Genomic DNA, 12,415 nt, shown 5'->3' with positions numbered 1-12,415 from the left:
TGGCGATGAATACACATGCACAAGAGATATTGAGAGAGTCAGAAAATAAAGAGATTCATCTTAGAATGATAGAATTTAATGTCAGAGGAAATGATGTCGTCGCTACATTTTTATACGAAGACCTGTTTGAAGCAGAAGATGTACATCTAGCACCGAGACCGAAAGATCCGATGTTTCTGCATGTTGATGAGCTTGATGAAATCACCCAGGTACTGGATGAAAAAGGAATCGCATACCATGTAAGAAACGATGAATTTATTTAAAAAAACCGAAGCATATGAAGTGCACTTCATATGCTTCGGTTTTTTATTCTACTGCAATGGCATCCTTTTGTACTTTCATTGGGTCAGCCTTATCGATATGATCATAGAACATGACACCGTTCAGATGATCGATTTCGTGCTGAGCAACGATTGCACTGAAGTCCTTTAATCTAAGCTTCACTTCTTCACCGTCCGGGGTATACGCCTTGATGGTGATACGCGCATAGCGATGTACGATGCCCGGTATTGCTTCATCTACACTCAGACAGCCTTCACCTGTCGGTAGATAGGATTTCTCCACACTATGGCTGATGATCTTCGGATTGATCAGCTGATGCGTCACATAGTCACCCTTTTTTTCGTCATAGAAATGGATGACGAGCATGCGTTTCTTATGATTCAGCTGTGGTGCTGCGATGCCGACACCGCTTCTTAGCTGATACTTTCTGCTCTGTTCTTCATCCTGGCTCATCTTAAGGAATTCAAGCATGTCATCGATCAGCTGTCTGTCTTCTGTTGATAGGGGTAATGGAACTTCCTCAGCTTTCGCTCTTAATGTAGGATGTCCGTCCCGAATAATGTCTTTCATTGTTAGCATTGTCTTCACTCCTTACAATAAAATATATCAAATTATGACGATATGTGCTATCGTTTGAAAATGATTTTGAAAAGATATAACATAAAGCCATAAATCAAGGAGGTTCAATATGAAGATAAGTAAATTATTATTTGCTTTGTTAATGGTTCTATTATTAGCTGCCTGTCAAGGTAAGACAGAGGCGCTCGGCAATTTTGCCACGCAGATCGACACTTCTGTAAAAGCGGAAGAACCTGTCAAGACAACAGGTGAAAAACTACAGAAACTAGAGAATGACAAGGTGAAAATCTTTAATCAGATCAATAAAGCGAAGCAAGGTGAAATTAAAGGCTACGCTGACCAGCTGCTGAAAAATGCGGACGACAGAAGAGATGCCATTGAAGAAGAAGTAAAGGCAATGGACAAATCAAAAGGAATTTATGAAGATGCAAAAGCGATAACGAAAGACATCAAGGATGAAACACAGAAAAAGCAGGTCGCATCATTTATAGCGACGAATGATAAGAAATACACGCAGCACCAGCAGCTTATGGATAGCTATAAAGATATCCTTAGAACAGAAAAAGAGGTATTTACATATTTGAAACAGCCACAGCCAAAATCTAAGGTGGTCAATGACAAGATTGAAGATGTCACTAAGAAGTATGAACAGTTTAAGAAAGACACTACTGCGTATGCCAACACGTTAAGAGCAGTTGAGCAGGAGAAAACGAAAATGACAGATATATTGAACGGCAAATAGGCACTGCTGTTATAATTTTTGATATATAACAGTGACGTCGTTTACTATAACACAGCATGAAATAACCCTTATTTCATGCTCATTATATTGTCACAAACTTTTTCTTTAACAGTAATACAATTTTGTGATACTATGAACTTGTAACGTATAAAAACTAGAAAGGTTTGGTGAATTGAATGGCTCCGAAAAAGCAAGCTCCATTCGATGCAGTTTCGACTCTACAAGAGATCGAATCAAAATTTGAAGTAGTACAAGTATTAGATTTAGATGGCAATGTCGTTAATAAAGACTTTATGCCTGACTTAACTGATGAACAATTGGTTGAATTAATGGAGAGAATGGTCTGGACGCGTGTATTAGATCAACGTTCTATTTCTCTTAACCGCCAAGGACGTTTAGGATTCTATGCGCCGACTGCGGGTCAGGAAGCTTCTCAATTAGCTTCTCATTATGCTTTAGAGAAACAAGACTACATTTTACCGGGTTACCGTGACGTACCACAGTTAATCTGGCACGGTTTACCACTTACAAAAGCTTTCTTATGGTCACGCGGACACTTTGTTGGGTCTCAAATGCCTGAAGGAATGAACGCTTTAGCACCACAAATCATCATCGGTGCACAATATGTTCAGACTGCAGGGGTAGCACTTGGGCTTAAGAAACGTGGTCAAGATGCAGTAGCAATCACTTACACAGGTGACGGTGGTTCTTCACAAGGTGACTTCTATGAAGGTATCAACTTTGCATCAGCATTTAAAGCGCCTGCAATCTTCGTTATCCAAAATAACAACTATGCAATCTCAACACCACGTAGCAAACAGACAGCTGCGAAAACACTAGCGCAAAAAGCTGTAGCAGTCGGTATCCCTGGTATCGTTGTTGACGGTATGGATGCTCTAGCAGTATATCAAGCAACGAAAGAAGCACGTGACCGCGCAGTTGCTGGTGAAGGTCCAACATTAATCGAAACAATCACTTATCGTTATGGTCCACATACGATGGCTGGTGATGATCCTACACGTTACAGAACTTCTGATGAAGATGACGAGTGGGTGAAAAAAGATCCGTTAGTACGTTTCCGTAAATTCTTAGAAGCAAAAGGTTTATGGTCTGAAGAAAAAGAAAATGAAGTAATGGACAGAGCGAAAGAAGACATTAAAAACGCGATTAAAGAAGCGGATGCGACACCAAAACAAACTGTGACGCAATTAATGGAGATTATGTACTCTGATAACGTTCCTCAAAATATTAAGGAACAGATGGAAATTTATAAAGAGAAGGAGTCGAAATAAGTCATGGCACAAATGACAATGATTCAAGCGATTACAAATGCGCTTCAAACAGAACTAAAAAATGACGAAAACGTATTAGTTTTCGGAGAAGACGTTGGTGTCAACGGTGGGGTATTCCGTGCGACTGAAGGACTTCAAAAAGAATTCGGTGAAGATCGTGTATTCGATACACCACTTGCTGAGTCTGGTATCGGTGGTTTAGCGGTAGGTTTATCATTAACTGGTTTCCGTCCAGTAATGGAAATTCAGTTCTTCGGATTCGTATTCGAAGTATTCGATTCAATTGCAGCACAATTATCTCGTCAATACTTCCGTTCAGGCGGAACAAAGACTGCACCAGTTGTTATCCGTTCACCATTTGGTGGTGGGGTACATACACCAGAACTTCATGCAGATAACTTAGAAGGTCTAATGGCGCAAACACCTGGTGTTAAAGTTGTTATTCCATCAAACCCATATGATGCTAAAGGATTATTAATTTCAGCAATTCGTGACAACGACCCTGTCGTTTACTTAGAGCATATGAAATTATACCGTTCATTCCGTGAAGAAGTACCTGAAGAAGAGTATACGGTTGAAATCGGTAAAGCAGCAGTGAAACAAGAGGGTACTGATTTATCAATCATTACTTATGGTGCAATGGTTCAAGAATCTATGAAAGCAGCAGAAACGTTAGCGAAAGATGGACATTCAGTAGAAGTCATCGACTTACGTACTGTTCAACCACTTGATATTGAAACAATCATTGCTTCTGTTGAGAAGACTGGTCGCGTTGTTGTCGTTCAGGAAGCACAAAAACAAGCGGGTGTTGGTGCAAATGTCGTATCTGAAATTTCAGAGCGTGCGATTTTAAGCCTGGAAGCACCTATCGGACGTGTATCAGCACCTGATACTGCTTACCCATTCACTCAAGCAGAAAACGTTTGGTTACCAAACAAAGAAGACATTATCGCAGTAGCGAAAAAGACGTTAGAATTCTAATCTAGAAGATAAACGTGTAAAATGAAAAGTGACATCACGATGTTACTTTTCATTCATTTATTTTAATTCTTAATTCTTTAGGAGGAATTTATTGTGGCATTTGAATTTAAATTACCTGCCCTTGGTGAAGGGATATTTGAAGGTGAAATCGTAAAGTGGTTCGTTAAGTCTGGAGACGAAGTACAAGAAGACGATATTTTATTAGAAGTACAAAGTGATAAATCTGTAGTAGAAATTCCATCTCCTGTAACAGGTAAGATCAATACGATCGTGGCTGAAGAAGGAACTGTAGCAAATCTAGGTGAAGTTATCGTAACAATTGATTCTGACGATGCACACGCTCAAAACGACGCTTCTGAAGCGAAAGAAGAGCCAAAAGAAGAAGCGAAAGAAACAAAAGAAGAAACGCCTAAAGCAGAAGCACAAGCACCTGCGCAAGACGTTGAAGTTGACGAAAACCGTCGTGTTATCGCAATGCCTTCAGTACGTAAATTAGCCCGTGATAAAGGCATTAACATTAAAGCTGTTCAAGGTACTGGTAAAAACGGTCGTATCTTAAAAGATGACGTTCTAGCGTATGCTGAAGGTGGACAAACAGCTGCAAGTACACCTGAAGCACCAGCACAAGAAGCACCAGCACAAGAGGCAGCACCACAACCAGTTGCAGCACCAGAAGGTGACTTCCCAGAAACACGCGAGAAAATCCCAGCAATGCGTCGTGCAATTGCAAAAGCAATGGTGAACTCTAAACATACTGCACCACATGTAACATTAATGGACGAAGTAGAAGTACAGGCATTATGGGATCACCGTAAGAAATTTAAAGAAGTTGCAGCAGAACAAGGTACGAAGTTAACATTCTTACCATACGTTGTAAAAGCATTAGTTTCAGCACTTAAAGCATATCCTGCTTTAAACACTTCATTAGATGATGCGACTGAGGAAATCGTCCACAAACATTATTACAACATTGGTATCGCTGCTGATACTGAACGTGGTCTACTCGTACCTGTTGTAAAAAATGCTGACCGTAAATCAATCTTCGCAATTTCTGATGAAATCAATGAATTAGCAGTTAAAGCACGTGACGGCAAACTTTCTCCTAGCGAAATGAAGGGTGCTTCATGTACAATAAGTAATATCGGTTCAGCTGGTGGACAATGGTTCACTCCAGTTATTAACCATCCTGAAGTTGCAATTTTAGGTATTGGTCGTATCGCGCAAAAACCAATCGTTAAAGATGGAGAAATCGTTGCAGCACCAGTTCTTGCATTATCATTAAGTTTCGACCACCGTCAAATTGATGGCGCTACTGGACAAAATGCAATGAACCATATTAAACGCTTGTTAAATAATCCAGAATTATTATTAATGGAGGGGTAAACAGATGGTAGTTGGAGATTTTCCTATTGAAACAGATACTATTGTAATTGGAGCAGGTCCTGGTGGATATGTTGCAGCAATTCGTGCAGCACAATTAGGACAAAAAGTAACAATCGTAGAAAAAGGAAACTTAGGGGGCGTTTGTCTAAACGTAGGTTGTATTCCTTCAAAAGCAATGCTTTCAGCTTCTCATAAATACGAAACAGCGAAACATTCCGAAGAATACGGAATTAAAGCTGAAAACGTAACTTTAGATTTCTCTAAAGTTCAAGAATTCAAAAACGGTGTTGTTGAACGTTTAACTGGTGGCGTTGGATCTTTACTTAAAGGCCGCAAAGTTGAAATCGTTCAAGGTGAAGCTTACTTCGTAGACCAAAACAACTTAAAAGTGATGACTGAAAAAGCATCACAAACTTACACGTTCAAGCATGCGATTATTGCGACTGGATCTCGTCCAATCGAAATTCCAAACTTCAAATTCAACAAACGTGTGATCGATTCAACAGGTGCATTAGCACTTCCTGAAGTACCTAAACACTTAGTTGTTGTAGGTGGCGGATATATTGGTTCTGAGTTAGGAACAGCTTACGCGAACTTTGGATCTAAAGTTACAATTTTAGAAGGCGCTAAAGATATCTTAGGCGGTTTCGAAAAACAAATGACACAGGTTGTTAAAAAAGGTCTTAAAGCTAAAGGTGTAGAAATCGTTACTGAAGCAATGGCGAAATCAGCTGAAGAATCAGAAAACGGTGTTAAAGTCACTTATGAAGCTAAAGGTGAAACACATACAATCGAAGCGGACTACTGCTTAGTAACTGTAGGTCGTCGTCCAAATACTGATGAATTAGGTCTAGAAGGTCTAGGTATTAAAATGACTGATCGTGGTATCATTGAAGTTGACGCTCAAAGCCGTACTTCTGTTGAGAACATCTACGCAATCGGTGATATCGTTCCTGGACCACCATTAGCACACAAAGCTTCATATGAAGGTAAAGTTGCAGCTGAAGCTATCTCTGGTGAAAAATCAGAAGTAGATTACTTAGGTATTCCTGCTGTATGTTTCACAGAACCAGAATTAGCGACAGTTGGTTATACTGAAGCAATGGCTAAAGAAGAAGGATTAGACTTTAAAGCTTCTAAATTCCCTTATGCAGCAAATGGTCGTGCACTATCAATCGGTGAAACTGACGGTTTCTTAAAACTGATCACACTTAAAGAAGACGGATTATTAATCGGTGCGCAAGTTGCCGGTGCCGGTGCATCTGACGTCATCGCGGAACTTGGTTTAGCGATTGAAACTGGTATGACTGCAGAAGATATTGCATTAACAATCCACGCTCACCCAACATTAGGTGAAATTACGATGGAAGCAGCAGAAGTTGCAATGGGTCATCCAATTCACACAATGTAATAAACTTTACAATTTCAAAGTACTATTCATATTATATGAATAGTACTTTTTTTATGGAGGAATGTATATGAACTATAGTTATCCAATTGATACAGAATGGTCACAAGAAGAGATTATTGATGTTGTTAATTTCTTGAGCTTAATTGAAGATGCTTATGAACGCAGTGTAAATACTCAAGATTTTATGACGCTATATCGCGCTTTTAAACAAGTGGCACCGATGAAGTCAGATGAGAATCGTATCTTAAAATCATTTGAACAAGTATCGACGTATTCTGGCTATCATGCTGTTAAGCGTGCAAAGCAGGCGAAAGAAAATAACGAAAAAACATTTTCAATGAAGTAAATTTTTAATGAATATTGAAATGTATATCAATTTTTGATACATTTAATACATTATTAAACTATTTGTTTATAATTATTAAACTAAGGTGTGAATGTATGGATATCGGAAAAAAGATAAAAGATTTAAGGCGCCAGAAGAATTTGACACAAGAAGAGCTTGGCGAACGCACAGATCTCTCGAAAGGTTATATTTCACAGCTGGAACGCAATCTATGTTCCCCTTCAATGGAAACGTTCTTTAATATTTTGGAGGTCCTCGGCTCTAAACCAAAAGATTTCTTCAGTGAACAGCAATATGAGCAGCGCATTCATTATCCAAAGTCAGAACAGACCATCTATGATGAGTATGATGATGGCTATATGATTAACTGGCTTGTTCCAGATTCTAATGAATTTGACATGGAACCGGTCATTATAACGATTGAACCCGGTAAGAAGTATAAAAAGTTTCTGCCAAGCATGTCAGATAGTTTTATCTATGTGTTACAGGGAGAAGCGAGCATTCATATTGGTAGAAAAGATTATCATGCACAATGTGGGGAATCGTTCTATTTTAAGGCGAACGAATCTCATCAATTATTTAATCGAACAGACAATGTGGCACGTGTACTGATTGTGGCGACAGAGTCTTACTTATAGAGGTGAACAATGAAACATTTTATTCAGTTTAACCATGTGACGAAGGCATATGGAGATAATACGATTCTTAATGATATCAGCTTTGAAATTGAAAAAGGTAAGTTTTATACGTTGCTAGGACCATCGGGGTGTGGGAAGACGACGATATTACGTCTGATTGCCGGCTTTGAGAAGGCTTCAAGTGGTGATATATACTTTGATGAAGCGCGTATCAATGATGTACCACCAAATAAACGTAAAGTGAATACGGTCTTTCAGGACTATGCCTTATTTCCGCATTTAAATGTATTTGAAAATGTGGCGTACGGTCTACGTATCAAGAAAGAAGATGAAGACAGCATTAAAACGAAGGTCCGAGAGGCGTTACAGCTCGTAAAACTTGCAGATTTTGAAAACCGTGATATTAAGGATATGAGTGGTGGACAACGTCAGCGTGTCGCCATTGCACGTGCCATTGTTAATGACCCGGAAGTGATATTGCTTGATGAACCGTTAAGTGCCCTTGACCTAAAGCTCAGAACAGAGATGCAGTATGAACTGCGAGAAATTCAAAACCGTCTCGGTAAAACCTTTATCTTTGTAACACATGATCAGGAAGAAGCGCTCGCGATGAGCGATTATATCTTTGTTATGAATAAGGGTAAGATCGAACAAAGCGGGACACCACTAGATATTTATGATGAACCTGTGAATCGTTATGTGGCGGACTTCATCGGAGAATCAAACATTGTAGACGGGATCATGGTCAAAGATTACGTCGTTGAGATGTATGGCAAACGCTTTGCATGTGTCGATAAAGGATTTCAGCCAGATGCAAAGGTGGACATAGTAATACGTCCAGAAGATATCGAAATCACAGCACCTGAAATGGGTAAAATTCATGCACTTGTGGACTCTACCCTGTTCCGTGGGGTGCATTACGAAATCTGCTGTATTGATGAAGCAGGGAATGAATGGATTATTCAGTCGACGAAACCAGCGACGCCGGGTGGACGTGTAGGACTTACATTTACTGAGGAAGCGATACATATTATGCTGCCTGGTGAGACAGAAGAAGAATTCGATCGTCGTATTGAATCATACGAGGTGTAGTATGCAAAGAGCGAAAAACTTTTTTTTAGTCCCTTACATGCTCTGGATTATTCTGTTTATCGTAATGCCGCTCATCATGATATTTTATACGTCGTTTACGAATCACGATGGGCAGTTTACATTTGAGAACTACCAGTCTTTTTTGACGCCGACATATTTAAAGATGACACTCTCTTCCTTTATTTATGCAGCGATTATTACCTTATTTTGCTTAATTATTGCGTATCCCATTGCACTCGTCTTAAAGCAGGCGAAGCATAAGCAGCTATGGTTGCTGATTATTATCTTACCGACGTGGATCAATCTGTTATTAAAGACATATGCGTTCATCGGTATATTCAGTATACAAGGCACGCTCAATGATGTGCTGCACTTCTTACATCTACCTGCAGCAAATCTACTGTTTACAGATACAGCATTTATCTTTGTATCTGTATATATCTATATACCATTTATGATACTGCCGATCTTTAACAGCATGAATGAAATTCCGGATAATTTAATCCAGGCGTCACGCGATCTCGGTGCATCCGAGTGGATGACCTTTCGTAAGATCATCATGCCCTTATCATTTGAAGGGGTGAAAACAGGGATACAAGTTACATTTATCCCGGCGCTAAGCTTGTTCATGATTACCCGTCTGATTGCAGGGAATAAGGTTGTCAACCTGGGGACTGCCATTGAAGAACAGTTTTTAGTGACACAGAACTACGGGATGGGCTCGACGATTGCCGTATTCTTAATTTTAGCGATGGCATTCGTGATGATCATCACGAAATCTAAAAACGAAAGCGAGGATATAAAATGAAACTAAGAGGTAAATTATTTTTAGCGGTTGCACTTTTCATTTTATATTTCCCAATTTTCTATTTGATGTTCTATTCCTTTAATTCTGCTGGCAATATGAATCATTTTGAATCCTTTACGCTAGATCATTACAAAGCAGTGTTTGAGAATAAGCGCCTACTCGTTATTATCGTAAATACACTCGCTGTGGCACTTATTGCCGCAAGCATCTCTACAGTGATTGGTATCTGTGGGGCTATTGCAATACACTATATGCGCAATAAGAAGATTAAAATCGGACTATTGACATTAAACAATATATTGATGGTAAGTTCTGATGTAGTGATCGGCTCTTCATTCTTAATCTTATTTACTGCGATCGGTCACTTTACAGGGCATGGGCTTGGGTTCTGGTCTGTACTCATATCGCATATCGCTTTTTGTGTGCCTATCGTGGTGCTGCTCGTATTACCGAAACTATATGATCTAAATACGTCTCTTATTAATGCGAGCTATGACTTAGGTGCGAGTACATGGCAGACGATCAAAAATGTCATTATCCCGCATATACTGCCTGGTGCACTTGCTGGATTCTTTATGGCACTGACTTATAGTCTGGATGACTTTACGGTCAGTTTCTTCGTCACTGGAAATGGCTTTAGCGTATTATCTGTGGAAATCTACTCGATGGCACGAAAAGGCATTTCAATGGAAATCAATGCGATCAGCACATTAATGTTCTTAGTCGTGATGACGATCATCGCAATTTACTACGTATTAACAACAAATGCAGATAAGAAGAAGTTAAAGGCAGGTGCAAAATCATGAAACAACTGATGCAGCTAATCTTCATCTCACTTGCAGTTGCCGTATTGTTGTTATTTTCAAGCCGCTTCATCAATCCACCGCCATCAGGTGGAAAAGGGAATGTCCTCTATGTATATAACTGGGGTGAATATATTGATCCTGATCTGCTTAAAAAGTTTGAGAAGGAAAAAGGGATTCGTGTCGTATTAGAGACGTTTGATTCCAATGAAGCGATGCTCGCAAAGATTAAGAATGGGGGGACAAGCTATGATATTGCTGTCCCTAGTGAATATGCGATTCAGAAGATGAAAAATGAAAAATTATTGCTGCCCATCGATCATAATAAAATATCGAATCTGAAAAATATTAATGAAGATTTTATGGATCTTCCTTTTGATAAGAAGAATAAATACTCTATCCCATATTTCTGGGGTACGGTAGGCATTCTATATAATCCGGATACAACGAAAGGCATTGATTTTTCGAGCTGGGATAGTTTATGGGATAAGCGTCTGAAAAACGATGTCCTTATTGTTGACGGTGCCCGTGAAGCGCTCGGATTAGCGCTGAACAGTATGGGTGAGTCTTTAAATGAGACTGACCCTGATAAACTCCTTAAGGCAGAGCAGAAGCTTGAGAAACTTGCACCGAACGTAAAAGGTGTTGTAGCAGATGAAATTAATACGATGATGGTACAAAAAGAAGCGGATGTTGCGGTTGTATGGAGTGGCATGGGTGCTGATATCATGACGGAGAATGAAAATCTGGACTTTGTTGTACCAAAAGAAGGATCGAATCTATGGTTCGATAATATCGTCATCCCAAAAACGGCACAAAATATTGAAGGGGCACATAAATTTATTAACTTTCTGCTTGATGCACAAAATGCAAAACAGAATACGGAGTGGGTCGGATATGCGACACCAAATAATGCGGCTTTAAGATTACTGGATAAAGAAACACGAGAAGATGAACGATTCTATCCAAATAAAGCAGTGCAGGAGAAGCTGGAAGTATATGAGGACCTTGGTTATGAAAATATAAAAAGGTATAACGAACTCTTCCTTAAATTTAAGATGTCTCTGAGATAAGCATACATCAATGCAATGATTTTCTATATTTATGCATAAAACCTATTTGTGAGGGTACTATATAAGAAATATGTTTTAAGGAGATGGATATATGAGTCGTAGAGAATATACTCAAACAGTACAACCCGTAAGTCGAATTCCAGAAAAAATATTTGGATGGTTAGCATGGTTACCGCTTTTAGCGATAGCATTATTTGGTCTTTATCAATTATTAGTGAATGGAAATAACCCGGAGTTCATTCAGGCAATGAAAGATGGGTTGAACAATGAGATACAATCGAATAGTCAGATGGCAGACGCTTTCAACCAGATGGGATTAACAGTTGAAGAAGCTGTACCATTATTCGTCAAGACCTTCTGGTATTTCCTGGCCTACTCTTTAATCCCGATTATTCTAGGATTAATCGGTCTGCTTAAGATGAAGAAGAGAATCTTTGCAGGCATTATGTTATTATTTGCTGGATTATTTACAACACCATTCTTCTTTACATTCATCTTAGGATTTATTCCATTATTCTTCTTTATTTCAGCAATTCTTTTATTTGCGCGTAAAGATAAAGTCATCAAGAATAATGACTATTATGAGGACCGTACTTATGTTGAACGTGATCAACACGTTGCACCAGCACATGTTGAGCGTGATACTCGTATCGAAGAAGAGAAGGATTTCACTTATGATGCAGACGACAAGCGTGATGATGTCGTAGTAGAAGATGTAGAACGTTCTACAGTTCGCGAAGACAGAGTAGATACAGATTTCGATAACACTATCGATAGTGATGCAGACCGTGTAACTTATGTTGATAAAACGAAGGATGCAGTCGACGAACGTCGAGACAACTATAACAATAGAAGATAAGTAAAACTTAAGACCAATATAAAAACCAGAAACTATTGTGATATGCTCCCTATAAGGTAGACACTTAAAAAGTGAAAATTTTATAGGGAGTTTTTAATTTGAGAAACAAGAAAATTTCATTTGATA

Annotated in this window: 14 protein-coding genes; 13 read left to right on the top strand and 1 reads right to left on the bottom strand. The window is 39.0% G+C overall.

The window, feature by feature from the left end; all coding sequences use genetic code 11:
- Positions 1-5 precede the first annotated feature (5 nt).
- A complete protein-coding gene (locus CD152_RS04255; RefSeq protein ID WP_086038485.1) occupies positions 6-263 on the top strand; it encodes a hypothetical protein in 258 nt (85 codons plus the stop codon).
- Between the two features lie 43 nt (positions 264-306).
- On the opposite strand, the gene def is transcribed toward CD152_RS04255, so the two are convergent.
- Entirely contained in the window at positions 307-861 is a 555-nt protein-coding gene (gene def / locus CD152_RS04250; protein WP_086038486.1) for a peptide deformylase, read from the bottom strand.
- Positions 862-970: 109 nt separating this feature from the next.
- On the opposite strand from def, the gene CD152_RS04245 reads away from it, so the two are divergent.
- The 12 genes from CD152_RS04245 to CD152_RS04190 all read left to right on the top strand — a co-directional run bounded on the left by CD152_RS04245 (position 971) and on the right by CD152_RS04190 (position 12,289).
- On the top strand, positions 971-1,603 hold the full coding sequence (locus CD152_RS04245; protein WP_086038487.1) for a YkyA family protein: 633 nt from the start codon (positions 971-973) through the stop codon (positions 1,601-1,603).
- Between the two features lie 176 nt (positions 1,604-1,779).
- Positions 1,780-2,895 carry a pyruvate dehydrogenase (acetyl-transferring) E1 component subunit alpha gene (gene pdhA, locus CD152_RS04240; RefSeq protein WP_012656618.1) on the top strand — a complete coding sequence of 372 codons (1,116 nt, stop codon included), beginning with the start codon at positions 1,780-1,782 and terminating at the stop codon, positions 2,893-2,895.
- Between the two features lie 3 nt (positions 2,896-2,898).
- The gene (locus tag CD152_RS04235) at positions 2,899-3,876 is read left to right on the top strand and encodes an alpha-ketoacid dehydrogenase subunit beta (RefSeq protein WP_012656619.1); all 978 of its coding nucleotides are present in this window, start codon (positions 2,899-2,901) and stop codon (positions 3,874-3,876) included.
- 93 nt (positions 3,877-3,969) lie between these two features.
- Entirely contained in the window at positions 3,970-5,259 is a 1,290-nt protein-coding gene (locus tag CD152_RS04230; protein ID WP_101039615.1) for a dihydrolipoamide acetyltransferase family protein, read from the top strand.
- A gap of 4 nt (positions 5,260-5,263) precedes the next feature.
- Positions 5,264-6,670 carry a dihydrolipoyl dehydrogenase gene (gene lpdA / locus CD152_RS04225; RefSeq protein ID WP_101041723.1) on the top strand — a complete coding sequence of 469 codons (1,407 nt, stop codon included), beginning with the start codon at positions 5,264-5,266 and terminating at the stop codon, positions 6,668-6,670.
- A gap of 67 nt (positions 6,671-6,737) precedes the next feature.
- Complete coding sequence (locus CD152_RS04220; RefSeq protein ID WP_086038491.1) at positions 6,738-7,016, top strand: UPF0223 family protein; 279 nt, start codon at positions 6,738-6,740, stop codon at positions 7,014-7,016.
- Positions 7,017-7,111: 95 nt separating this feature from the next.
- Positions 7,112-7,654 (top strand): helix-turn-helix domain-containing protein, encoded by a 543-nt coding sequence (locus CD152_RS04215; RefSeq protein ID WP_101141964.1) that lies wholly within the window; start codon positions 7,112-7,114, stop codon positions 7,652-7,654.
- Positions 7,655-7,663: 9 nt separating this feature from the next.
- Positions 7,664-8,746, top strand: coding sequence for an ABC transporter ATP-binding protein (locus CD152_RS04210; protein ID WP_103214440.1), 1,083 nt, complete (start codon positions 7,664-7,666; stop codon positions 8,744-8,746).
- Position 8,747: 1 nt separating this feature from the next.
- Positions 8,748-9,554 (top strand): ABC transporter permease, encoded by an 807-nt coding sequence (locus CD152_RS04205; protein ID WP_103214439.1) that lies wholly within the window; start codon positions 8,748-8,750, stop codon positions 9,552-9,554.
- On the top strand, positions 9,551-10,360 hold the full coding sequence (locus tag CD152_RS04200; protein ID WP_103214438.1) for an ABC transporter permease: 810 nt from the start codon (positions 9,551-9,553) through the stop codon (positions 10,358-10,360). The genes CD152_RS04205 and CD152_RS04200 overlap by 4 nt, the downstream gene beginning before the upstream one ends.
- Positions 10,357-11,430, top strand: coding sequence for an ABC transporter substrate-binding protein (locus tag CD152_RS04195; RefSeq protein ID WP_103214437.1), 1,074 nt, complete (start codon positions 10,357-10,359; stop codon positions 11,428-11,430). Before CD152_RS04200 ends, CD152_RS04195 begins: the two co-directional genes overlap by 4 nt.
- Before the next feature lie 91 nt (positions 11,431-11,521).
- Complete coding sequence (locus CD152_RS04190; protein ID WP_103214436.1) at positions 11,522-12,289, top strand: DUF4064 domain-containing protein; 768 nt, start codon at positions 11,522-11,524, stop codon at positions 12,287-12,289.
- Positions 12,290-12,415 lie beyond the last annotated feature (126 nt).

The organism is Macrococcoides caseolyticum, from assembly GCF_002902665.1.
GTDB lineage: Bacteria > Bacillota > Bacilli > Staphylococcales > Staphylococcaceae > Macrococcoides > Macrococcoides caseolyticum.
The sequence above is the reverse complement of the archived record's forward strand: the minus strand, read 5'-3'. Positions and strand labels throughout refer to the sequence as shown.

Excerpts from the sequence above, each read along its gene's own strand:
- CD152_RS04255 (WP_086038485.1), top strand. The coding sequence starts at position 6 with ATGAATACACATGCACAAGAGATATTGAGAGAGTCAGAAAATAAAGAG.
- def (WP_086038486.1), bottom strand. The coding sequence starts at position 861 with ATGCTAACAATGAAAGACATTATTCGGGACGGACATCCTACATTAAGA.
- CD152_RS04245 (WP_086038487.1), top strand. The coding sequence starts at position 971 with ATGAAGATAAGTAAATTATTATTTGCTTTGTTAATGGTTCTATTATTA.
- pdhA (WP_012656618.1), top strand. The coding sequence starts at position 1,780 with ATGGCTCCGAAAAAGCAAGCTCCATTCGATGCAGTTTCGACTCTACAA.
- CD152_RS04235 (WP_012656619.1), top strand. The coding sequence starts at position 2,899 with ATGGCACAAATGACAATGATTCAAGCGATTACAAATGCGCTTCAAACA.
- lpdA (WP_101041723.1), top strand. The coding sequence starts at position 5,264 with ATGGTAGTTGGAGATTTTCCTATTGAAACAGATACTATTGTAATTGGA.
- CD152_RS04220 (WP_086038491.1), top strand. The coding sequence starts at position 6,738 with ATGAACTATAGTTATCCAATTGATACAGAATGGTCACAAGAAGAGATT.
- CD152_RS04215 (WP_101141964.1), top strand. The coding sequence starts at position 7,112 with ATGGATATCGGAAAAAAGATAAAAGATTTAAGGCGCCAGAAGAATTTG.
- CD152_RS04210 (WP_103214440.1), top strand. The coding sequence starts at position 7,664 with ATGAAACATTTTATTCAGTTTAACCATGTGACGAAGGCATATGGAGAT.
- CD152_RS04205 (WP_103214439.1), top strand. The coding sequence starts at position 8,748 with ATGCAAAGAGCGAAAAACTTTTTTTTAGTCCCTTACATGCTCTGGATT.
- CD152_RS04200 (WP_103214438.1), top strand. The coding sequence starts at position 9,551 with ATGAAACTAAGAGGTAAATTATTTTTAGCGGTTGCACTTTTCATTTTA.
- CD152_RS04195 (WP_103214437.1), top strand. The coding sequence starts at position 10,357 with ATGAAACAACTGATGCAGCTAATCTTCATCTCACTTGCAGTTGCCGTA.
- CD152_RS04190 (WP_103214436.1), top strand. The coding sequence starts at position 11,522 with ATGAGTCGTAGAGAATATACTCAAACAGTACAACCCGTAAGTCGAATT.